General features: G+C 67.0%; 19 protein-coding genes. 16 read left to right on the top strand and 3 right to left on the bottom strand.

Annotation, left to right across the window (positions count from 1 at the left end; all coding sequences use genetic code 11):
- The first annotated feature begins 179 nt into the window (after positions 1-179).
- The 11 genes from AC07XP_RS08155 to accD all read left to right on the top strand — a co-directional run bounded on the left by AC07XP_RS08155 (position 180) and on the right by accD (position 13,283).
- On the top strand, positions 180-1,133 hold the full coding sequence (locus tag AC07XP_RS08155; protein ID WP_495264325.1) for a LysR substrate-binding domain-containing protein: 954 nt from the start codon (positions 180-182) through the stop codon (positions 1,131-1,133).
- Between the two features lie 48 nt (positions 1,134-1,181).
- Positions 1,182-2,603: a 3-isopropylmalate dehydratase large subunit gene (gene leuC, locus AC07XP_RS08150; protein WP_492697157.1), complete on the top strand. Its 1,422-nt coding sequence runs from the start codon at positions 1,182-1,184 to the stop codon at positions 2,601-2,603.
- Between the two features lie 14 nt (positions 2,604-2,617).
- Positions 2,618-3,268 (top strand): 3-isopropylmalate dehydratase small subunit, encoded by a 651-nt coding sequence (leuD, locus tag AC07XP_RS08145; RefSeq protein WP_062479700.1) that lies wholly within the window; start codon positions 2,618-2,620, stop codon positions 3,266-3,268.
- 43 nt (positions 3,269-3,311) lie between these two features.
- Entirely contained in the window at positions 3,312-4,400 is a 1,089-nt protein-coding gene (leuB, locus tag AC07XP_RS08140) for a 3-isopropylmalate dehydrogenase (RefSeq protein ID WP_062479698.1), read from the top strand.
- 90 nt (positions 4,401-4,490) lie between these two features.
- Positions 4,491-5,636 (top strand): aspartate-semialdehyde dehydrogenase, encoded by a 1,146-nt coding sequence (gene asd, locus AC07XP_RS08135; protein WP_070062265.1) that lies wholly within the window; start codon positions 4,491-4,493, stop codon positions 5,634-5,636.
- 182 nt (positions 5,637-5,818) lie between these two features.
- Positions 5,819-8,611, top strand: coding sequence for a FimV/HubP family polar landmark protein (locus AC07XP_RS08130; RefSeq protein ID WP_495264324.1), 2,793 nt, complete (start codon positions 5,819-5,821; stop codon positions 8,609-8,611).
- 31 nt (positions 8,612-8,642) lie between these two features.
- Complete coding sequence (truA, locus tag AC07XP_RS08125; protein WP_159275650.1) at positions 8,643-9,467, top strand: tRNA pseudouridine(38-40) synthase TruA; 825 nt, start codon at positions 8,643-8,645, stop codon at positions 9,465-9,467.
- A complete protein-coding gene (locus AC07XP_RS08120) occupies positions 9,464-10,207 on the top strand; it encodes a phosphoribosylanthranilate isomerase (protein WP_369646099.1) in 744 nt (247 codons plus the stop codon). Before truA ends, AC07XP_RS08120 begins: the two co-directional genes overlap by 4 nt.
- A gap of 47 nt (positions 10,208-10,254) precedes the next feature.
- The gene (gene trpB, locus AC07XP_RS08115; RefSeq protein ID WP_139702440.1) at positions 10,255-11,541 is read left to right on the top strand and encodes a tryptophan synthase subunit beta; all 1,287 of its coding nucleotides are present in this window, start codon (positions 10,255-10,257) and stop codon (positions 11,539-11,541) included.
- Positions 11,541-12,386 (top strand): tryptophan synthase subunit alpha, encoded by an 846-nt coding sequence (gene trpA / locus AC07XP_RS08110; protein ID WP_495264323.1) that lies wholly within the window; start codon positions 11,541-11,543, stop codon positions 12,384-12,386. The genes trpB and trpA overlap by 1 nt, the downstream gene beginning before the upstream one ends.
- 24 nt (positions 12,387-12,410) lie before the next feature.
- Complete coding sequence (gene accD / locus AC07XP_RS08105) at positions 12,411-13,283, top strand: acetyl-CoA carboxylase, carboxyltransferase subunit beta (protein WP_056572057.1); 873 nt, start codon at positions 12,411-12,413, stop codon at positions 13,281-13,283.
- Positions 13,284-13,361: 78 nt separating this feature from the next.
- On the opposite strand, the gene AC07XP_RS08100 is transcribed toward accD, so the two are convergent.
- Positions 13,362-13,922 (bottom strand): YggT family protein, encoded by a 561-nt coding sequence (locus tag AC07XP_RS08100; protein ID WP_056572059.1) that lies wholly within the window; start codon positions 13,920-13,922, stop codon positions 13,362-13,364.
- A gap of 49 nt (positions 13,923-13,971) precedes the next feature.
- On the opposite strand from AC07XP_RS08100, the gene AC07XP_RS08095 reads away from it, so the two are divergent.
- From AC07XP_RS08095 to AC07XP_RS08075, 5 genes are all read left to right on the top strand, one after another.
- On the top strand, positions 13,972-14,616 hold the full coding sequence (locus AC07XP_RS08095) for an LON peptidase substrate-binding domain-containing protein (RefSeq protein ID WP_495264322.1): 645 nt from the start codon (positions 13,972-13,974) through the stop codon (positions 14,614-14,616).
- Positions 14,617-14,739: 123 nt separating this feature from the next.
- Positions 14,740-16,302, top strand: a complete 1,563-nt coding sequence (gene lysS / locus AC07XP_RS08090) for a lysine--tRNA ligase (RefSeq protein WP_159273206.1) — start codon at positions 14,740-14,742, stop codon at positions 16,300-16,302.
- A complete protein-coding gene (locus tag AC07XP_RS08085) occupies positions 16,299-17,579 on the top strand; it encodes an Hsp70 family protein (protein WP_495264321.1) in 1,281 nt (426 codons plus the stop codon). The genes lysS and AC07XP_RS08085 overlap by 4 nt, the downstream gene beginning before the upstream one ends.
- Complete coding sequence (locus AC07XP_RS08080) at positions 17,576-18,124, top strand: YgjP-like metallopeptidase domain-containing protein (RefSeq protein WP_495264320.1); 549 nt, start codon at positions 17,576-17,578, stop codon at positions 18,122-18,124. The genes AC07XP_RS08085 and AC07XP_RS08080 overlap by 4 nt, the downstream gene beginning before the upstream one ends.
- A gap of 182 nt (positions 18,125-18,306) precedes the next feature.
- A complete protein-coding gene (locus tag AC07XP_RS08075) occupies positions 18,307-19,185 on the top strand; it encodes a hypothetical protein (RefSeq protein WP_495264319.1) in 879 nt (292 codons plus the stop codon).
- A 36-nt stretch (positions 19,186-19,221) separates the two neighbouring features.
- Here the strand turns inward: AC07XP_RS08075 and AC07XP_RS08070 are convergent, their stop codons facing one another.
- Together AC07XP_RS08070 and AC07XP_RS08065 are read right to left on the bottom strand one after the other, a co-directional pair.
- The gene (locus AC07XP_RS08070; RefSeq protein ID WP_369629808.1) at positions 19,222-20,031 is read right to left on the bottom strand and encodes a galactosyltransferase-related protein; all 810 of its coding nucleotides are present in this window, start codon (positions 20,029-20,031) and stop codon (positions 19,222-19,224) included.
- Between the two features lie 148 nt (positions 20,032-20,179).
- Complete coding sequence (locus AC07XP_RS08065) at positions 20,180-20,332, bottom strand: hypothetical protein (RefSeq protein WP_495264318.1); 153 nt, start codon at positions 20,330-20,332, stop codon at positions 20,180-20,182.
- Positions 20,333-20,364: the final 32 nt, after the last annotated feature.

Raw genomic sequence — 20,364 nt, 5'->3', positions numbered from 1 at the left:
CGACCGGCTGCGGAACCTCCGCTCCCTGAAAAAAGCTGCCTCCGGGCAGCTTTTTTATTGCCCGTTCGGCATGCCCCTCCTCGCCAGCCGGCAGCGATGTCATCGCGCATCGCGATGGCAAGGGCTTCAAAACAGGAAGAAAATAGCAAACTCATCGCCAAACGCGATGCCCAAGCCCCATGAGCACGTCCGAACGCAACTTTGCCCGCCGCATCGACCTCACGTCGTTGCAGCTGTTCGTGGCCGTGTGCGAGCTGGGCAGCATCGGGCGCGCGGCGGAGCGCGAGTTCATCGCGGCCTCGGCCGTGAGCAAGCGGCTGTCCGACCTGGAGGCCACGCTCGGCACCGCCCTGCTCTACCGCCATGCGCGCGGCGTCGACCTCACGCCGGCCGGCGAAAGCCTGCTGCACCACGCCCGCTCGGTGCTCTACAGCCTCGAGAAGATGCAGGGCGAGCTCAGCGAATACGCCGACGGCGTGCGCGGCCATGTGCGGGTGCACGCCAACATCTCGGCCATCGTGCAGTTCCTGCCGGAAGACCTGGGCGTGTTCTCGCGAGCCCATGAGGCCATCAAGATCGACCTCGAGGAGCACCTGAGCAGCGAAGTGATCCGCGCGGTGCAGGAAGGCGCGGCCGACCTGGGTGTGTGCCACGTGGCCGGCGGCGCGGGCGAGTTGCAGAGCCTTTCCTACCGGCACGACCACCTCGCACTGATCGTTCCCGAGGGGCACGCGCTGGCCGCGCACGAAGCGATCGATTTCGTCGACTCGCTGGCCTTCGACCACGTGGGCCTGCACACCAACAGCTCGATCTACGTGGCGATGCACGAAGCGGCATTGAGCGCCGGCCGCAGCGTGAAGCTGCGCATCCACGTCACGGGCCTGGACGCCATGTGCCGGATGATCGACAACGGCCTGGGCATCGGCGTGATGCCGCAGCGCGCCTTCGAACTCATGCACAACGGCATCGGCCGCGGCCTCGTGAGCGTGACGCTCAACGACGCCTGGGCGGCGCGCGAGATCCGGCTGGTGGCGCGCGACTTCTCCACCCTGCCGGTGGCGGCGCGCACGCTGGTGAACCACCTGCACGCGGCGGCCGATTCGGCCGACGCCACCGAACGACTCGCGGCCTAGACCGCGTCGACAGACAATCCATTTCCCCACGAAAGACAAGAGACCGACATGGCACGCACGCTCTACGACAAGATCTGGGACGAACACGTCGTCCACACCGAGGAAGACGGCACCGCGATCCTCTACATCGACCGCCACCTGGTGCACGAAGTGACCAGCCCGCAAGCCTTCGAAGGCCTGCGCGAGGCCGGCCGCAAGCTGTGGCGCATCAGCTCGGTCGTGGCCACCGCCGACCACAACACGCCGACCACCGGCTGGGAGCGCGGCTACGAAGGCATTGCCGACCCGACCAGCAAGGAACAGGTCACCACGCTGGACCACAACATCGCCGAGTTCGGCGCCGCCGCGTTCTTCCCGTTCCTGAGCAAGCGCCAGGGCATCGTGCACGTGATCGGCCCGGAAAGCGGCGCGACGCTGCCGGGCATGACAGTGGTCTGCGGCGACTCGCACACCTCCACGCACGGCGCGTTCGGCGCGCTGGCGCACGGCATCGGCACCAGCGAGGTCGAGCACGTGATGGCCACGCAGACGCTGCTGGGCAAGAAGGCCAAGAACATGCTCGTGAAGGTCGAAGGCAAGCTGCCCTTGGGCTGCACGGCCAAGGACATCGTGCTGGCCATCATCGGCAAGATCGGCACCGCCGGCGGCACGGGCTACACCATTGAATTCGCCGGCTCGGCCATTCGCGACCTGAGCATGGAAGGCCGCATGACGGTCTGCAACATGGCCATCGAGGCCGGCGCGCGCGCCGGGCTGGTGGCGGTCGACGAAAAGACCATCAGCTACGTGAAGGGCCGCCCGCTCGCGCCCACCGGCGTCGAATGGGACCAGGCCGTGAGCTACTGGCGCACGCTGCAGTCCGACCCCGGCGCGACCTTCGACGCCGTGGTCGAGCTTGACGCCACGCAGATCCAGCCGCAGGTCACCTGGGGCACCTCGCCCGAGATGGTGGTCGAGATCAACGGCCGCGTGCCCGATCCCGACAAGGAAAAGGACGCCAGCAAGCGCAGCGCCATCGAGCGCGCGCTGGTCTACATGGGCCTGGAGCCCAACAAGGCCATGAACGACATCTTCATCGACAAGGTGTTCATCGGCTCGTGCACCAACAGCCGCATCGAGGACATGCGCGAAGCCGCCGCCGTGGTGAAGAAGCTGGGCCAGAAGGTCGCGAAGAACGTGAAGCTCGCGATGGTCGTGCCCGGCTCGGGCGTGGTGAAGGAACAGGCCGAGCGCGAAGGCCTCGATGTGATCTTCAAGGCCGCGGGCTTCGAATGGCGCGAGCCCGGCTGCTCGATGTGTCTGGCGATGAACGCCGACCGCCTCGAGCCCGGCGAGCGCTGCGCATCGACCTCGAACCGCAACTTCGAAGGCCGCCAGGGCGCGGGTGGCCGCACCCACCTCGTGAGCCCCGCGATGGCCGCCGCCGCAGCCGTGCACGGCCACTTCGTCGACGTGCGCACCTTCGCCTGACCTGGAGACATCACATGCAGAAATTCACCGTGCACAAGGGCCTCGTGGCCCCCATGGACCGCGAGAACGTCGACACCGACGCGATCATTCCCAAGCAGTTCCTCAAGTCGATCAAGAAGACCGGCTTCGGTGTGAACCTGTTCGACGAGTGGCGCTACCTGGATGCCGGCTTTCCGGGCCAGGACCCGGCCAGCCGCAAGCCGAACCCCGACTTCGTGCTGAACCAGCCGCGCTACGCGGGCGCCTCGGTGCTGCTGGCGCGCAAGAACTTCGGCTGCGGCTCGTCGCGCGAGCACGCGCCGTGGGCGCTCGACCAGTACGGCTTTCGCGCGATCATTGCGCCGAGCTACGCCGACATCTTCTTCAACAACAGCTTCAAGAACGGCCTGCTGCCGATCGTGCTGCCCGAGTCGCAGGTTTCGCAGCTGTTCGACGAAGCCTTCGCCTTCCCGGGCTACACGCTGACCATCGACCTGGAACGCCAGGTGGTCGTGAAGCCCGACGGCCAGGAGTTCGCGTTCGACGTGCAGGCCTTCCGCAAGTACTGCCTGATCAACGGGCTGGACGACATCGGCCTGACGCTGCGCCACAAGGACAAGATCAAGGCCTTCGAGACCGAGCGCCTGGCGCAGAAGCCCTGGCTCGCGCACACGATGATCTCGTGATCGGCGGCCTTTCCGTTTTCAAGAAAAAACCTCAGACCAACTTATGAAAATCGCAGTTCTCCCGGGTGACGGCATCGGCACCGAAATCGTGGCGGAAGCCGTCAGGGTGCTCGAAGTCCTCGACCTGAAGTTCGAGATGGAATCGGCACTGGTTGGCGGCGCGGCCTACGAGGCGCACGGCCACCCGCTGCCCGAATCGACGCTCAAGCTCGCCAAGGACGCCGATGCGGTGCTGTTCGGCGCCGTCGGCGACTGGAAGTACGACAAGCTCGACCGCCCGCTGCGGCCCGAGCAGGCCATCCTGGGGCTGCGCAAGAACCTGGGCCTGTTCGCCAACTTCCGCCCGGCCATCTGCTACGAGCAGCTGGTGGGCGCCTCGAGCCTGAAGCCCGAGCTGATCGCGGGCCTGGACATCCTCATCATCCGCGAGCTGACCGGCGACATCTACTTCGGCCAGCCGCGCGGACGCCGCATTGCCACCGACGGCCACTTCCCGGGCGCTGAAGAAGCCTTCGACACGATGCGCTACTCGCGCCCCGAGGTCGAACGCATCGCCCGCGTCGCCTTCGAGGCGGCCCGCAAGCGCAGCAAGCGCGTGACCAGCGTGGACAAGGCCAACGTGCTGGAGACCTTCCAATTCTGGAAGGACATCGTGACCGAGGTCGGCAAGGAGTACCCGGACGTCGAACTCGACCACATGTACGTCGACAACGCGGCCATGCAGCTCGTGAAGGCGCCCAAGAAGTTCGACGTGGTGGTCACCGGCAACATGTTCGGCGACATCCTCTCGGACGAGGCCGCGATGCTCACCGGCTCCATCGGCATGCTGCCCTCGGCCTCGCTCAATGCGAGCAACCAGGGCCTGTACGAGCCCAGCCACGGTAGCGCGCCCGACATTGCTGGCAAAGGGGTTGCCAATCCTTTGGCTACAATCCTGTCCGCTGCCATGATGCTCCGCTTCTCCCTCAACCAGCCCGAAGCTGCCGACCGTATCGAGTCGGCGGTCAAGCACGTGCTCGCCTCCGGGCTGCGCACGGGCGACATCTGGTCCGAAGGCACGAAGCGCGTCGGCACCCGCGAAATGGGCGACGCGGTCGTAGCAGCCATCACCAAAAAGACGATTACCGGCTAACCGCAGCCCGCTTCGTCACGCCCTCCCCCGGCCGACGAGTCGGGGGCAAAAAAGACTGATTTTTTCTTTCTTCACTAAGGGCAAACTGAAATGGCGAACGCATCCAAGCAACCTCTGGTCGGCCTCGTGGGCTGGCGCGGCATGGTCGGCTCGGTCCTCATGGACCGCATGCAGGCCGAAGGCGACTTCGGCCTCATCGAGCCGGTCTTCTTCTCGACCTCGAACGCGGGCGGCAAGGCCCCGGCGATGGCCAAGAACGAAACCGCGCTCAAGGATGCGAACGACATCGAGGCACTGAAGAAGTGCGACATCGTCATCACCTGCCAGGGCGGCGACTACACCAGCGAGGTGTTCCCCAAGCTGCGCGCCGCCGGCTGGAACGGCCACTGGATCGACGCGGCCTCCACGCTGCGCATGAACGATGACGCGATCATCGTGCTCGACCCCGTCAACCTGCCCGTGATCCAGAACGCGCTCGCCAAGGGCGGCAAGAACTGGGTCGGCGGCAACTGCACCGTCAGCTGCATGCTCATGGGCGTGGGCGCCCTCTACAAGGCCGGCCTGGTCGAGTGGATGACCAGCATGACCTACCAGGCGGCCTCGGGCGGCGGCGCGCAGCACATGCGCGAGCTGCTGACCCAGTTCGGCACCCTCAACGCCGAAGTGCGCGCCCTGCTCGACGACCCGAAGTCGGCCATCCTCGAGATCGACCGCAAGGTGCTGCACAAGCAGCAGAACCTCAGCGCCTCCGAAATCGCCAACTTCGGCGCGCCGCTGGGCGGCTCGCTGATCCCCTGGATCGACAAGGACCTGGGCGACGGCATGTCCAAGGAAGAGTGGAAGGGCGGCGCCGAGACCAACAAGATCCTCGGCCAAGGCGCGGGCTTCGGCACCGCCGCCACGCCGGTGGACGGCTTCTGCGTGCGCATCGGCGCGATGCGCTGCCACAGCCAGGCGCTGACCTTCAAGCTCAAGAAGGACGTGCCGGTGGCCGACATCGAAGCGATGATCGCCGCCGACAACCCCTGGGCCAAGGTCGTGCCGAACACGCGCGAAGCCACCGTGAAGGACCTGACGCCGGTGGCCGTGACGGGCACCATGGACATCCCGGTCGGCCGCATCCGCAAGCTGGCGATGGGCCCCGAGTACGTCGGCGCCTTCACCATCGGCGACCAGCTGCTGTGGGGCGCGGCCGAACCGCTGCGCCGCATGCTGCGCATCCTGCTCGAAGCCTGATGCGGGCAGCTCAGGGCCTTGAAATACAAAAATGTTGCCAAAAGGCAACACAGGATGTCATCGGAAGTATGCGCGCACTGGGTAGATCAGGCGCATTGCCTTGTCAGTGCATGTTGATGATGCTAACGTCCTCTTACAAATTCAGGGCCTGAGCCGCCCCTATCAGCATGACAAGACATCTGTTGCCCGCGGCCCGCCCTTCGGCCGCCCGCCCCGCCCTGCCGTCGAATGGCTGGCGCCTTTCCATCCTGGGTGCCGCTGCGGCCCTGACGCTGGGACTGGCCAGCGCCGACGCCAGCGCCTTCGCGCTGGGACCGCTGCGGGTGCAGTCGGCACTGGGCGAACCGCTGCGCGCCGAGATCGATGTCACTGAAATGGCCGCCAACGAGGCGGAAGGCCTGAAGATCAACATCGCCACGGCCGAAGCCTTCAAGAACGCAGGCATCCCGTACAACGCGGCCCTGGGCGATGTGAAAGCCACGCTGCAGCGCCGCGCCGGCGGCCAGTACGTGGTGCGCCTGGCCGGCAACCGTCCGCTCAACGACCCCTTCATCGACCTGCTGCTCGAAGCCAATGGCGCCTCGGGCCGCATCGTGCGCGACTACACCGTGCTGCTCGATCCGCCGGCCACGCGCCAGGCGGCAGCCGCACCGGTCGCGCCCATCGCACCGCAGATCGCCACGCCGGTCGAGCGCCCCGCGCCCGCCCCGCGCGTGCGCCGCGAGCCTGCGCCTGCAGTCGCTGCAACGCCTGCACCCGCTGCGGCTGCACCGGCCCCTGCGACCGCACCGGCTCCTGCGCCGGCACGTGCCGCCGTCGCCGCGCCCAGCGGCGGCAGCGGCGAGCAAGTCACGGTGCGCCGCGGCGACACCGCCGGCAAGATCGCCTCCGCTCACAAGCCCGCCGATGTCTCGCTCGACCAGATGCTGGTCGCGCTGCTGAACGCCAACCCCGACGCCTTCGTCGGCGGCAACGTCAACCGGATGAAGGCCGGTGCCGTGCTCGACCTGCCGAACGCTGCCGCAGCGGCCGCCGTGCCGGCCGCCGACGCACGCCGCACGATCACCGCACAAAGCCGCGACTTCGGCAGCTACCGCCAGCGCCTCGCCGAAAACGCCCCGACCACCAACGTGGCCGCCGCGAGCCGCCAGGCCTCGGGCAAGCTGCAGGCCAGCGTGGAAGACCGCAATGCCGCCGCCAGCGCCCCCGACAAGCTCACAGTGTCGCAAGGCAACGCCGCCGCACGCGCCGCCGACGAAAAGGTCGCGCAGGCCCGCCAGGCGCAGGACAGCAGCAACCGCGTCGCCGAGCTCACGAAGAACATCAACGAGCTGAACAAGCTCAAGGCCGGTACCGGCACGGGCACCGGATCGTCCGCTGCCGCCGCCGCGCCCGCAGCGCCGGCCACCACGCCCGGCATCGCCGTTCCCGCACCGCTGACCGGTGCCACGACGCCGACGCCGACGCCAGCGGTAGCGGCCGCTCCTGCGCCCGCCGCGGCCCCTGCCGCCGCAGCCACCGCACCGGCAACGCCGGCGCCGGCAGCCGCTCCCGCTGCAACGCCCCCGGTCGCTGCGGCCTCCGCTGCAGCACCCGCCGCAGCCACCGCACCATCGGCCACCGACGCAGCCGCCTTGCCCGTGGCAGCCGCTGCCAGCGCTGCAGTTGCAGCCGCCGCGCCCATCGTCGCACCCAAGCCCGTGGTCAAGGCCGCACCACCGCCGCCCCCGCCGGAACGCAGCTTCCTCGACGAGTTGCTCGACAACCCGCTGATGCTCGCCGGCGCCGCGCTGATTGCGCTGCTGGTCGGCTTCCTGCTGTACCGCGTGCTGGGCCGCCGTCGCGAAGAGATGAGCGAAAGCGTGTTCCTCGAGAGCCGCATTCCCAAGGACTCGTTCTTCGGCGCCAGCGGCGGCGAATCGGTCGACACCAAGAACCGCGGCGATTCCACCGTGTCGTCGCTGTCGTACTCGCCGAGCCAACTCGACGCGGGCGATGTCGACCCGGTCGCCGAAGCCGACGTCTACTTGGCCTACGGCCGCGACCTGCAGGCCGAGGAAATCCTGCGTGAAGCGCTGCGCCTGAACCCGGACCGCACCGCCATCCACCTCAAGCTGCTCGAGATCCACGCCAAGCGCCGCGATGTGCGCGCCTTCGATGGCCTGGCCACCGAAGTGCACAAGCTGACCAATGGCGCGGGCTCCGAATGGAACCGCGTGGTCGACATGGGCAAGGACCTCGATCCGGGCAACCCGCTGTACGAATCGGGCACGGGCACCGCACGTGGCGCCAGCCAGGCCGAAACCGCCGCATTCGCCGGCGCGCTGGCAGCCGCCGCCAAGCCGGCTGCCGCCGTCGCAGCCGCCGTCGTGGCGCCGCCGCCCCCGGCCGCACCGCCCGTCGCGTCGGCCCCGCCGGCCTTCATGCCCTCGGTCGCACCGCTGGACTTCGACCTCGACCTGACCCAGCCGCCCGCACCGGCACCTGCTCCGGTGGGTGCCAGCCTGCCGAAGTCGGTCTACGCGCCGACGGCCGCACCGGCCCCGCTGAGCAACGGCCACGCCGCGGCACCTGTCGATCTCGAAAACGATTTCGACACGGCCCCCGGCGCGCTGACGGCCCATACGCGCCCCTCGTCGCTGAACGACGCGGAGCACAACACCCGCCCGGCCATGCTGCGCGACACGCTGCCTGCCGACTCGGGCTTCATCGAGTTCGACATGAGCGCCCTCGCCGGCCTGCCGGCCCGCTCCGCCGCCGCCGAAGCACCGCGCTCTGCGGCCGTGGCCACCTCGCCGTCCGCCCTGGACGACGACGGCGACGACAACCCGCACGCCGTGAAGCTCTCGCTGGCCCGCGAACTGCAGGCCATCGGCGACGTCGAAGGCGCGCGCTCGCTGGTCGAGGAAGTCGAAGCCGAGAGCGCCGGCGACCTCAAGTCGCAAGCCAAGCAGCTGCTCGCCGAACTGCGCTGAGCCGGTTGCCGACTGCCCTTCTGATCGCTTCGTGAGGCTGGCACTCGGCATCCGCTACAACGGCCAGGCATACGAGGGCTGGCAGAGCCAGCGCTCGGGCCGCACGGTGCAGGACAAGCTCGAAGCCGCCCTCGCGAAGTTCGCCGGCCTGCCCGCCGGCAGCCGGGTCAGCACGCTGTGCGCCGGCCGCACCGATGCCGGCGTGCACGGGCTGATGCAGGTGGTGCATTTCGACACCGACATCGAACGCGACCCTTTCTCCTGGATGCGCGGCACCAACCGCTACCTGCCCGACGACATCGCGGTGCAGTGGGCGCACCCGGTGCCCGCCGAATTCCATTGCCGCGCCAGCGCCCTGGCACGCCGCTACGTCTACGTGCTCTCGCAGTCGCCCGTGCGGCCCAGCCTCGACGCGGGCCGGGTCGGCTGGTCGATGTACCCGCTCGACGGCGATGCGATGCGCGCCGCGGCGGCCCTGCTGGTCGGCCGGCACGATTTCAGCTCGTTCCGCGCCTCGGCCTGCCAGGCCCTCTCGCCGGTCAAGGACCTGCGGCGCCTGGAGATCACGCGCGTGGGCGACGGCGAGCGCTGCCGCTGGCACTTCGAGTTCGAGGCCGACGCCTTCCTGCACCACATGATCCGCAACCTGATGGGCAGCCTGGTGCGCATCGGCCGCGGCGATGAACGGCCCGAATGGATCACCGAGGTGCTCGAGGCGCGCAGCCGCAAGGTCGCCGCGCCCACCTTCTCCGCCGACGGCCTGTACTTCCTCGGCCCGTTGTACGACGCCAAGTGGGGTCTGCCGGCCGAGGCCACGTTCCAGGGCGAGCGGGCTTCGTATGATGGCCCGCCATGACATCTCCCGCCCCCCTCGCCCCGCGCACCCGCATCAAGATCTGTGGCCTCACGCGTGAGGCCGACGTGGACGCGGCGGTCGAGGCCGGCGCCGACGCTATCGGCTTCGTGCTCTACCCGAAGAGCCCGCGCGCCGTGAGCGCCGAGCGCGCCGCCGAACTGGCCTCGCGCCTGCCGCCCTTCATCACGCCTGTGCTGCTGTTCGTGAACGCGGACGCTCCCGAAGTCCTGGCCTCCCTGGCCCGCGTGAAAGGCGCCATCGCGCAATTCCACGGGGAAGAAACGCCCGAACAGTGCGAGGAAGCCACCGGCCCGGGACGCTTTCGTTACATGCGCGCCGCCCGGATTCCGCTGGGGGCTGCCGGGGCCGGCTTCGACCTCGTAAAATACGCGTCCGATTACTCCCGCGCCCAGGCCATCCTGCTCGACGCCCATGTCGAAGGTTATGGCGGAGGCGGCAAGGCTTTCGATTGGTCACTTCTTCCACCCGCCGTCGACGCTCACCTCGTCTTGAGTGGTGGGCTCACACCTGCAAACGTGAGCGATGGCATTCACAGCCTGCGGACGCGCTGCAAGACGCTGTCCGTTGATGTGAGCTCGGGCGTCGAAATCGACGGTCCCGGGCACAAGGGCCTCAAGGACGCCGGAAAGATCCGGGCATTCGTCGCCGCCGTGAGAGCCGCAGATGCGGCGAACACTGTCAAGGCCTCGGCAGCCGACGCTTCGTCCTTCTCCAGTTAGCCGCCGCACCCGATCGCATTCGGGCTGCGGCCCATCGATCGAGAACCATGCAAAGCCAATTCCAGGACTACCAGCAACCCGACGCCAGCGGCCACTTCGGCCCCTACGGCGGCACCTTCGCGAGCGAAACGCTCACGCACGCGATCAACGAGCTACGCGACGCGTACGCCAAGTTCAAGGACGACCCGGCCTTCCTGGCCGAGTTCCACTACGAGCTGAAGCACTTCGTCGGCCGCCCCTCGCCGATCTACCACGCCGCGCGCACCAGCCGCGAAATGGGCGGCGCGCAGATCTACCTGAAGCGCGAAGACCTGAACCACACCGGCGCGCACAAGATCAACAACGTGATCGGCCAGGCGATGCTCGCGCGCCGCATGGGCAAGCCCCGCGTGATCGCCGAGACCGGCGCCGGCCAGCACGGCGTGGCCACGGCCACCATCTGCGCGCGCTACGGCCTCGAATGCGTGGTCTACATGGGCAGCCAGGACGTGAAGCGCCAGAGCCCCAACGTCTACCGCATGAACCTGCTGGGCGCGACCGTCGTGCCCGTCGAATCGGGCAGCAAGACGCTGAAGGACGCGCTCAACGAGGCCATGCGCGACTGGGTCACCAACGTCGAAAACACCTTCTACATCATCGGCACGGTGGCAGGCCCGCACCCCTACCCGACGATGGTGCGCGACTTCCAGAGCGTGATCGGCACCGAGTGCATCGCGCAGATGCCCGCCATGCTGGCGGCCGACGGCATCACCGGTGAAGCCGAGGGCAAGCAGCCCGACGTGGTGGTCGCCTGCGTGGGTGGCGGCAGCAACGCGATCGGCATCTTCCACCCCTACATCCCGTTCGCAGGCACGCGCCTCATCGGCGTGGAAGCGGCCGGCGAAGGCCTGGACAGCGGCAAGCACGCCGCCTCGATCTTGCGCGGCAGCCCCGGCGTGCTGCACGGCAACCGCACCTACCTGCTGCAGAACGACGACGGCCAGATCACCGAGACGCACAGCGTCAGCGCGGGCCTCGACTACCCGGGCGTCGGCCCCGAGCACGCCTACCTGGCCGACATCGGCCGCGCCGAGTACGTCGGCATCACCGACGTCGAGGCGCTCGAAGCCTTCCACTACCTGTGCCGCACGGAGGGCATCATTCCCGCGCTCGAATCCAGCCATGCCCTGGCCTACGCCCTGAAGCTCGCCAAGACCATGCGCCCCGACCAGTCGATCCTCGTGAACCTCTCGGGCCGTGGCGACAAGGACATCGGCACCGTCGCCGACCTGTCGGGTGTCGATTTCTACGACCGCCCCTCGATGCGCGGTCTGAGCGTGAAGGGAGGCAAGTGATGAGCCGCATTGCCGCCAAGTTCCAGGCCCTGCAAACGCAAGGCCGCCGCGCGCTGATCCCTTACGTCACCGCCGGTTTCCCCTTCGCCGACATCACGCCCGAGCTCATGCACGGCATGGTCGAGGCGGGTGCCGACGTGATCGAGCTGGGCGTGCCCTTCTCCGACCCGATGGCCGACGGCCCCGTGATCCAGAAGGCCGGCGAGGCCGCGCTGGCGCTGGGCGTCGGCATGAAGCAGGTGCTCGCCATGGTGGCCGCCTTTCGCGCCAAAGACACGGCCACGCCGGTCGTGCTCATGGGCTACGCCAACCCGGTCGAGCGCTACGACCTCGTGCACGGCAAGAAGGCCTTTATCCGCGACGCGGCCGCGGCCGGCGTCGATGGCCTGCTGGTCGTCGACTACCCGCCCGAGGAATGCGAGGACTTCGCCGCCGACCTGAAAGCCGCCGGCATCGACCTGATCTTCCTGCTGGCCCCCACCAGCACCGCCGAGCGCATGGCGCAGGTGGCGCGCATCGCGAGCGGCTACGTGTACTACGTGTCGCTCAAGGGCGTGACCGGCGCCGGCCACCTCGACACCGAGGCGGTCGGGCGCATGATCCCGCGCATCCGCGAGCACGTGAGCATCCCCGTCGGCGTGGGCTTCGGCATCCGCGACGCGCGCACGGCGCAGGCCATCGGCTCGGCGGCGGACGCCGTGGTCATCGGCACCAAGATCATTCAACTCATCGAAGACCAGCCCCGCGACAACGTGGTGCCCACGGTGCGCGAATTCCTGGCCGGCATCCGCGAGGCGCTCGACGCCCTGCCGGCCGCCACGGCCAAGAACGCGGCTGGTCGATAATCACTGCCCTCACAAGGAGCCCCCATGAGCTGGCTTGAAAAACTGCTACCCGCCAAGATCGCACAAACCGACCCGTCCGAGCGCCGCCAGGTGCCCGAGGGCCTGTGGATCAAATGCCCGGCCTGCGAGACCGTTCTGTACAAGACCGACCTCGAGCACAACCAGAACGTCTGCCCAAGCTGCAGCCACCACCACCGCATCGGCGCCCGCGCGCGCCTGGATGCCTTCCTGGACGCCGAAGGCCGCTACGAAGTCGGCCAGGAAGTGCTGCCGGTCGACGCCCTGAAGTTCAAGGACAGCCGCAAGTACCCCGAACGCCTGAAAGAAGCGCTGGAGAACACCGGCGAGACCGACGCGCTGGTCGTCATGGGCGGCTCGGTCCACAGCATCAGCGTGGTCGTGGCTTGTTTCGAGTTCGAGTTCATGGGCGGTTCCATGGGCAGCGTGGTCGGCGAGCGTTTCGTGCGCGGCGTCGAGACCGCCATCGAGCAGAAGGTGCCTTTCATCTGCTTCACCGCCACCGGTGGCGCGCGCATGCAGGAAGGCCTGCTCTCGCTGATGCAGATGGCCAAGACCAACGCCGCGCTCACGCGCCTGGCGAAGAAAGGCCTGCCCTACATCAGCGTGCTGACCGACCCGACCATGGGCGGCGTGAGCGCCGGCTTCGCCTTCGTGGGCGACGTGGTGATCGCCGAGCCCAAGGCGCTGATCGGCTTTGCCGGCCCGCGCGTGATCGAGTCGACCGTGCGCGTGACCTTGCCCGAAGGCTTCCAGCGCGCCGAGTTCCTGCAGACCAAGGGCGCGATCGACTTCATCAGCGACCGCCGCGAACTGCGCAAGACCATCGCCAGCACGCTGGCCATGCTGCTGCGTCAGCCGGCCGACGCGGTGCTCTGACCGTTTCAGGCCCTGGCCTGTACGCCCGCACGCCGAAAGGCGGTGCGGGCGTTTTGCTGTCTGGGGTACCCCGACGCGTCAGGCGCCGAGCCGGAACGCGAAGACCAGCAGGTTGCCCAGCACGATCGCCACCACCTGCAGCACCACGATGGCGGCCAGCGGCGACAGGTCGACGCCACCGATCAGCGGAATGAAGCGGCGGAAGGGCCGCACCAGCGGCTCGGCCAGACGCGAGATCAGGTCGAGCAGCATCGGCGAGGCGCCGGGAATCCACGACAGCACCGCGTACACCACCAGCAGCGCCGTCAGGCCCGACACCGCCAGCTGCAGCAGGCCGACCAGCGACACCAACGGCAGCGCCGTGATTCGCGCCAGGCTGCCGGCCAGCAGCCACAGCACCAGGAACTTGAGCATCACCAGCAGCCAGGCCGCGATCAGGCTCGCGAGGTCCCAGCGCTTCACCGCGGGCACGATGCGCCGCAGCGGCAGCACGATCCAGTCGGTGATGGCGAACACGAAACGCCCCAGCGGATTGCCGAAGGGCACGCGGTGGTACTGCATGTACAGGCGCAGCAGGCAGGCGCCGCCGAGCAGGCCGACGATCACGTCGAGAAGAAACGAAGGAATCTGATAGAGCATGGGGCGCAGCCGTGAGCGGAATGCGATGATAGCCACGCAAGGTTCTTCGATGACGACACAACCCCTTTTGCATTCACTGCCATTGTTCCCACTCGGCACGGTTCTCTTCCCCGGCGGCCTGCTGCCCTTGCGCATCTTCGAGGTCCGCTACCTCGACATGATCGGCAAGTGCCGCAAGGCCGGCGCCCCCTTCGGCGTGGTCAGCCTGACGAGCGGCGCCGAGGTGCGCAAGGCCGGCGCCGAAGCCGAGAGCTTTGCCGCCGTCGGCACGCTCGCCGACATCCGCACCTTCGACGCGCCGCAAAGCGGCCTGCTGCAGATCGAATGCGTCGGCACGCAGCGCTTTCGCGTGCGCAGCAGCGAGCTGCAGAAACACGGCCTGTGGGTCGCGGAGGTCGAGGCCATTGCCGACGACGTCGCGCTCGACATCCCCGACGACCTGCGCCACACCGCCACCGCGCTGCGCCGCCTGATCGACACCCTCGAAGAGCGCCGCCACGCGCAGGGCGACACCGTGCGCCTGCCGATCGGCGCGCCCTATCGCCTCGACGACTGCGGGTGGGTGGCCAACCGCTGGTGCGAGCTGGTGCCGATGCAGCTTGCGCTGAAGCAGCGGCTGATGGAACTCGACAGCCCGCTGATGCGCCTGGAGCTGGTGAGCGACCTGCTGGCGCGCACCGGCATCACTGAATAGTTTGCTTCCTTTTTTATAGCGTCTTGTGCAGGATTGACGGGCGCTCAGGAGCGGTTTCATTCGAAAGCGATCGGCTAAAATGCCGGGCTCGCGCACGCTCCGGTTGCGCCTCATCCGCTCCTCATGTCCGATCACCTCACCCCTCCCATTCCCGCGCCCGCTGCAGCCCCCTCCTCTGCACCCGCCGTCGACGACAACCAGCTCATCGTCGAACGCCGCGAAAAGCTCAAGCTGCTGCGCACGGCGCAGACCGAAGGCAAGGGGGTCGCGTTCCCGAACGACTTCAAGCCCGGCCACCGCGCCGCGGCGCTGGTCGAGCAGCACGGCGGCACCGAGCCGGAAGCCCTGGAAGCACAGGCCGTCGCCGTCAGCGTGGCCGGCCGCATGATGCTCAAGCGCGTGATGGGCAAGGCCAGCTTCGCGACCGTGCAGGACGCCACCGGCCGCATCCAGCTGTACGTGACGCGCGACGCCATCGGCGAAGAGGCGTACGCCGACTTCAAGCGCTGGGACCTCGGCGACATCCTCGGTGCCGAAGGCACGCTCATGAAGACCAAGACCGGCGAGCTGTCGATCAAGGTCAGCCGCCTGCGCCTGCTCACCAAGAGCCTGCGACCGCTGCCCGACAAGTTCCACGGCATGGCCGACCAGGAGCAGAAGTACCGTCAGCGCTATGTCGACCTGATCACCGACGAGTCGGCCCGCGTGCGCTTCACCGCGCGCAGCAAGGCCGTGAGCGCGCTGCGCGAGTTCATGGTGGCCAACGACTTCCTCGAAGTCGAGACGCCCATGCTGCACCCGATCCCGGGCGGTGCGAACGCCAAGCCGTTCAAGACGCACCACAACGCGCTCGACCAGGAGATGTTCCTGCGCATCGCGCCCGAGCTGTACCTCAAGCGCCTGATCGTCGGCGGCTTCGAGCGTGTGTTCGAAATCAACCGGAGCTACCGCAACGAGGGCATCTCGGTGCGGCATAACCCCGAGTTCACGATGATGGAGTTCTACGCGGCCTACTGGAACTACCGCGACCTGATGGACTTCACCGAGACGCTGATCCGCACCATCGCCGACAAGGCCGTGGGCACGCAGCAGCTCACCTACGGCGGCAAGGCCGTCGACCTGACGCAGCCCTTCGAGCGCCTGACGATCCGCGAAGCGATCCTCAAGCACACCGACGCCGGTGATGGCGTGGACGACACTGCCTGGCTCATCAACGCCCTGCGCAAGCTCGGCCTGAGCGAAGAAAAAGACAAGCTCTCGCAGCGCAGCCTCGCCAGCCTGCAGGTGATGTACTTCGAGGAGACCGTGGAAGAGAAGCTCTGGCAGCCGACCTTCATCATGGAGCACCCGACCGAGATCTCGCCGCTGGCACGCGCCAACGACGAGCGCCCCGAGGTCACCGAGCGTTTCGAGCTGTACATCACCGGCCGCGAATTCGGCAACGGCTTCAGCGAGCTGAACGACGCCGAAGACCAGGCCGCGCGCTTCAACGCGCAGGTGGCCGCCAAGGACAGCGGCGACGACGAAGCCATGTTCTACGACCACGACTTCGTGCGCGCCCTCGAATACGGCATGCCGCCCACTGGCGGCTGCGGCATCGGCATCGACCGCCTGATGATGCTGCTGACCGATTCGCCGAGCATCCGCGACGTGATCCTGTTCCCGGCGCTGCGCAGGGAATCTTGAGCGTGTTGTCACCGTCGTCGCTGCCGACGATCGGCATCGACTTCGGCACCTCCAACTCCGCCGTGGCCTGCCGGGTCGACGGCGTGGCTCGCCTGCTGCCCATCGAAGGCGCGGCCACCACCCTGCCCACCGCGATCTTCTTCAACGCCGAAGACCGCACGACCCACTTCGGTCGCGACGCCATCGGCCAGTACCTCTCGGGCACCGAAGGCCGCCTGATGCGCTCGCTGAAGAGCCTGCTCGGCAGCGCGCTGATGCAGGAAAAGACGGCGATCTACGACGGCCTGGTGAGCTTCGAGGACATCATCGCGCGCTTCCTGCGCGAACTGGCCGTGCGCGCCAGCCGCGAGCTCGGCCAGACGCCCGAGCGCGTGGTGATCGGGCGACCCGTGCATTTCGTGGATGACGATCCGAAACGCGATGAACGCGCCGAGGAAAGCCTGCGTCACGCGGCGCGCGCCGCGGGCTTTCGCGAGATCGGCTTCCAGCTCGAACCGATCGCAGCCGCCTTCGACTACGAGCAGCGCATCACGAAAGAGTCGATCGTGCTCATCGTCGACATCGGCGGCGGCACCTCCGACTTCACCGTCGTGCGCGTCGGACCCGAGCGAGCTGCACGCGAGGACCGCACCGACGACGTGCTGGCCACCAGCGGCGTGCACATCGGCGGCACCGATTTCGACCAGCGCCTGAACCTCGAACGCGTGATGCCGCAGTTCGGCTTTCGCCACACCGGGCCGCAAGGGCGCGAGGTGCCGAGCAAGGTGTTCTTCGAACTCTCGTCCTGGCACCTGATCAACTGGCTCTACGCCGCCAAGGCGGTGCGCCAGGCGAAAGACCTGCGCACGAGCTACAGCGACACGCGGTTGCACGACCGGCTGATGACCGTGCTCGAAGAACGGCACGGCCACCGCATCGCGAGCGCGGTGGAAGCGGCCAAGATCGATGCGTCAGTGACCGACGCGGCGACAGCCATCGACCTCTCCTGCGCCGAGCGCGGGCTGGTGGCCTCGCTCACACCGGACGATATGGCTCAGCAGCTGGCCGGCCCGCTCGAGAACGTGATCGCCTGCGCACATGCGTGCGTCAAGCGCGCCAGCTTGCGCAGCAGCGACCTCGATGCGATCTACCTCACCGGCGGCTCCTCGGCGCTGCGGCCATTCCAGCACGCCCTGCGCAAGAGCTTTGCGGGCGTGAACCTGGTCGAAGGCGACCTGTTCGGCGGCGTGGCCACAGGGCTGGCCTGCGCGGCGCACACGGAGCGCCGTCGCGCATGAAGTACCTGGCGGGCTATCCGGCGCCCCTGCTGGACCAGGTCCGCCAGTTGGTCGCCGAAGACAAGCTGGGGGTGCTGCTCGGCAAGCGCTATCCCGACGGCGTGCACGGCATCCAGACCGATCGCGCACTCTACGACTACGTGACCGAACTCAAGAACGAGTTCATGCGCAAGGCCGCCCCGCTGTCGAAGGTGATGTTCGACAACAAGCTGCACGTGATCCGCAATGCGCTGGGCACGCACACCACGGTGTCGCGCGTGCAGGGCGGGAAGCTCAAGGCCAAGCGCGAGATTCGGGTGGCGAGCCTGTTCAAGGACGTGCCCCTGGCGTTGTTGCGGATGATCGTCGTGCACGAGCTCGCGCACATGAAGGAACGCGACCACGACAAGGCTTTTTACGCGCTGTGCATGCACATGGAGCCGGACTATCGGCAGCTTGAATTCGACTTGCGGCTGTATCTGACGCACCTGGATTCAGACGGAACGCCGCTCTGGGCATCGAACGGCCACGCTCATCGTCTGGCCGCCGAGTCAAACGGGGCGTAAACTTTTTCAGCTCGCAGGCGTTGGGCAAGATCCCGAGTGACTGCGAGGAGTGAAAAAATGAAACTCCTGATCAAAGGCATCAACGGGTTTTGCAGGAAAAATGCTGTGACCAACGAAAATCTTGATCGAGCCCGCCCCGACACCTTTGCTCGCAGGCAGCGCCCCTAGCGCGTGATCCTTCAATGAATCCAAAACTGCATCTCACTTCTGTCGGTGACCCGCAAATGGTCGGGGAGATCGTCGAAGGCTTCCGGCTGGGATTGTGCGAGCTCGGGTACGACGTCACGTGCAACTACGCCCAGATCGATGCGGCTCGGGTCAACATCATCATGTTCGGGGCCGCATCGCTGAAGTGGAAGGATCTCGCTCATCTGGCGCCGAACTGCATCGTCGTGAATATCGAGCAACTCGTGGAGGGTGGAAACGCCTTCAATCCGATCTATCTGGAAGTTCTGCGTAACAGCTACGTGTGGGAGTACAGCGAGCTGAACTTTAGAAGGTACGCGGAACTCGGCATACCGCACGCCAGCCTGGTTCCACTCGGCTACCAGGCCGGGGCGATCCTGGCACCGCCGGAAGCTCAGGCCCCTCCCGTGGAAGACATCGATGTGCTTTTCTTCGGCAGCCTGAATGCGCGGCGACATCGCCTTCTCGATGAAATGCGCGAGCGAGGGTTGCGTGTCGAAGCACATCACTCGATTCCTGCCGAAGAGAGGTCTGCGCTCCTGATGCGAAGCAAGTTGATGCTCAATGTGAGCTATCTTGACACCACGCGAACCGTGGAGCTTCCGCGGCTGGCCGTAGGATTTGTCGCAAGGAAAGCCATCCTCACGGAGATCTACGATGACAGCGAATTGCGCACCGAGTTGCGTCAGGGCCTTTTCGGCGTCCCCTACGAGCAGCTGGTCGACACAGCAGAGCGACTGATTTCCACGCCCGAGCAGTTGCGCGAACGCGCCGACCTGGGGCATCGGCTATTTACCGCGAAGTCCCAGGCTTCGTTCATTCAGCCAGCATTGAAACAATTCTTCGCTTGGCGCGAGAACCAGGCTGCGCGTTGATTCAGTCGACGGTTGAGGCGGGTTTGCCGCTCGGTTTCAGCGAAAAAAATCGGCCAGCTCACGCGCGAGTGTTTCCAACTCTTCCTGCGACATGCTCTCGATGGCGTTCGACGCGCGCAAGTTGTCGGAGTCGCGGATGCTCTCGATCAATGCATTGCGCGAACCCGAGTCGTGGTGCAAATGGAAGAGGGGCACGGGTATCGAGTGCCAGCGCAACCCCAGCCGCCCCGCCCTGCGCAGCAGTTCATCGTCCTCGCCGCCCCACCCCTCCAGGCGCGCGTTGTATCCGCCGACGCGGATGTACTCGCTGCGCTTGAACAGCACAATGCCCCCGTTGGCATTCGAGTACAGCACGCTGGTGTCCGCAGGCAACTGCTCCGCGTTGATCGATGCGAACCATGCGTAGTCGGGCGACTGCATGAAATTGCGCTTGAGCTCGCCGGCAATGTTGATGACGTTCCAGTAAGGGCACAGCACGTCGCTGTCGCCGCGGTCCAGCAGCGCATCGACGCAGCCGCGCAGCGTTGACGGCTGGGCAATGGAGTCGGCGTCATGAAAGCAGATGACAGGGCTGCGGGCCAGCCGAACGCCCGTGTTGTAGAGCATCGATTTGGGAAACGGCCCGTCGTGGTGGATGAAGACATGCCGGATCTTCGGATCGTTCAACCTCTGCCACTCGAAGCGCGGAGTCGGCGCAGCCTCCATCAACCACAACCGGTAGTCGGTATAGGTGCGGCCCAGATGCGCCAGCACGGCGTAGAGGTTCTCTCGCCGCTCTTCATTCGCCTCCCGGTAGGAGACGATGATGTCGATATCACGAAGGGAAATCTTGTCGGCTTCGGCCATGGGACAACGCTTGTCAGAGGGGGCGATACAGCACCACATTGTGCCCGTCGGTCTGTTCCTTGTAGCGCGTGTCGCGAATCGTCAGGTTGACCGGCAGCTTCTGGCCGCTGGAATGTCCGTTGAAAAGTCCGGCCCCATTTGACCGCACTCACCACCTCGGCCAGGCCGGGCCCGGCCCAGTTGTCATGTCCCATTCCGGTGCGGAAACGATGAGATAGCGCGACCGGTAGTTGAGAAATTCCAGCAGGTCGCGGCCTTGCGAGTGGAGCATGTGCTCGATGACATCGCCCAGGATCACCACGTCGTAAAGATCGTTGCTGCGCTCAGGGAGCT

This window comes from Variovorax sp. GW531-E2 (assembly GCF_059423125.1).
This window is presented reverse-complemented; position numbering and strand designations above follow the sequence as displayed.

Coding starts and splice junctions, on each gene's coding strand:
- leuD (WP_062479700.1), top strand. CDS start 2,618: ATGCAGAAATTCACCGTGCACAAGGGCCTCGTGGCCCCCATGGACCGC.
- trpB (WP_139702440.1), top strand. CDS start 10,255: ATGCAAAGCCAATTCCAGGACTACCAGCAACCCGACGCCAGCGGCCAC.
- AC07XP_RS08155 (WP_495264325.1), top strand. CDS start 180: ATGAGCACGTCCGAACGCAACTTTGCCCGCCGCATCGACCTCACGTCG.
- asd (WP_070062265.1), top strand. CDS start 4,491: ATGGCGAACGCATCCAAGCAACCTCTGGTCGGCCTCGTGGGCTGGCGC.
- leuC (WP_492697157.1), top strand. CDS start 1,182: ATGGCACGCACGCTCTACGACAAGATCTGGGACGAACACGTCGTCCAC.
- leuB (WP_062479698.1), top strand. CDS start 3,312: ATGAAAATCGCAGTTCTCCCGGGTGACGGCATCGGCACCGAAATCGTG.
- AC07XP_RS08095 (WP_495264322.1), top strand. CDS start 13,972: ATGACGACACAACCCCTTTTGCATTCACTGCCATTGTTCCCACTCGGC.
- lysS (WP_159273206.1), top strand. CDS start 14,740: ATGTCCGATCACCTCACCCCTCCCATTCCCGCGCCCGCTGCAGCCCCC.
- trpA (WP_495264323.1), top strand. CDS start 11,541: ATGAGCCGCATTGCCGCCAAGTTCCAGGCCCTGCAAACGCAAGGCCGC.
- accD (WP_056572057.1), top strand. CDS start 12,411: ATGAGCTGGCTTGAAAAACTGCTACCCGCCAAGATCGCACAAACCGAC.
- AC07XP_RS08075 (WP_495264319.1), top strand. CDS start 18,307: ATGAATCCAAAACTGCATCTCACTTCTGTCGGTGACCCGCAAATGGTC.
- AC07XP_RS08080 (WP_495264320.1), top strand. CDS start 17,576: ATGAAGTACCTGGCGGGCTATCCGGCGCCCCTGCTGGACCAGGTCCGC.
- AC07XP_RS08120 (WP_369646099.1), top strand. CDS start 9,464: ATGACATCTCCCGCCCCCCTCGCCCCGCGCACCCGCATCAAGATCTGT.
- AC07XP_RS08100 (WP_056572059.1), bottom strand. CDS start 13,922: ATGCTCTATCAGATTCCTTCGTTTCTTCTCGACGTGATCGTCGGCCTG.
- AC07XP_RS08070 (WP_369629808.1), bottom strand. CDS start 20,031: ATGGCCGAAGCCGACAAGATTTCCCTTCGTGATATCGACATCATCGTC.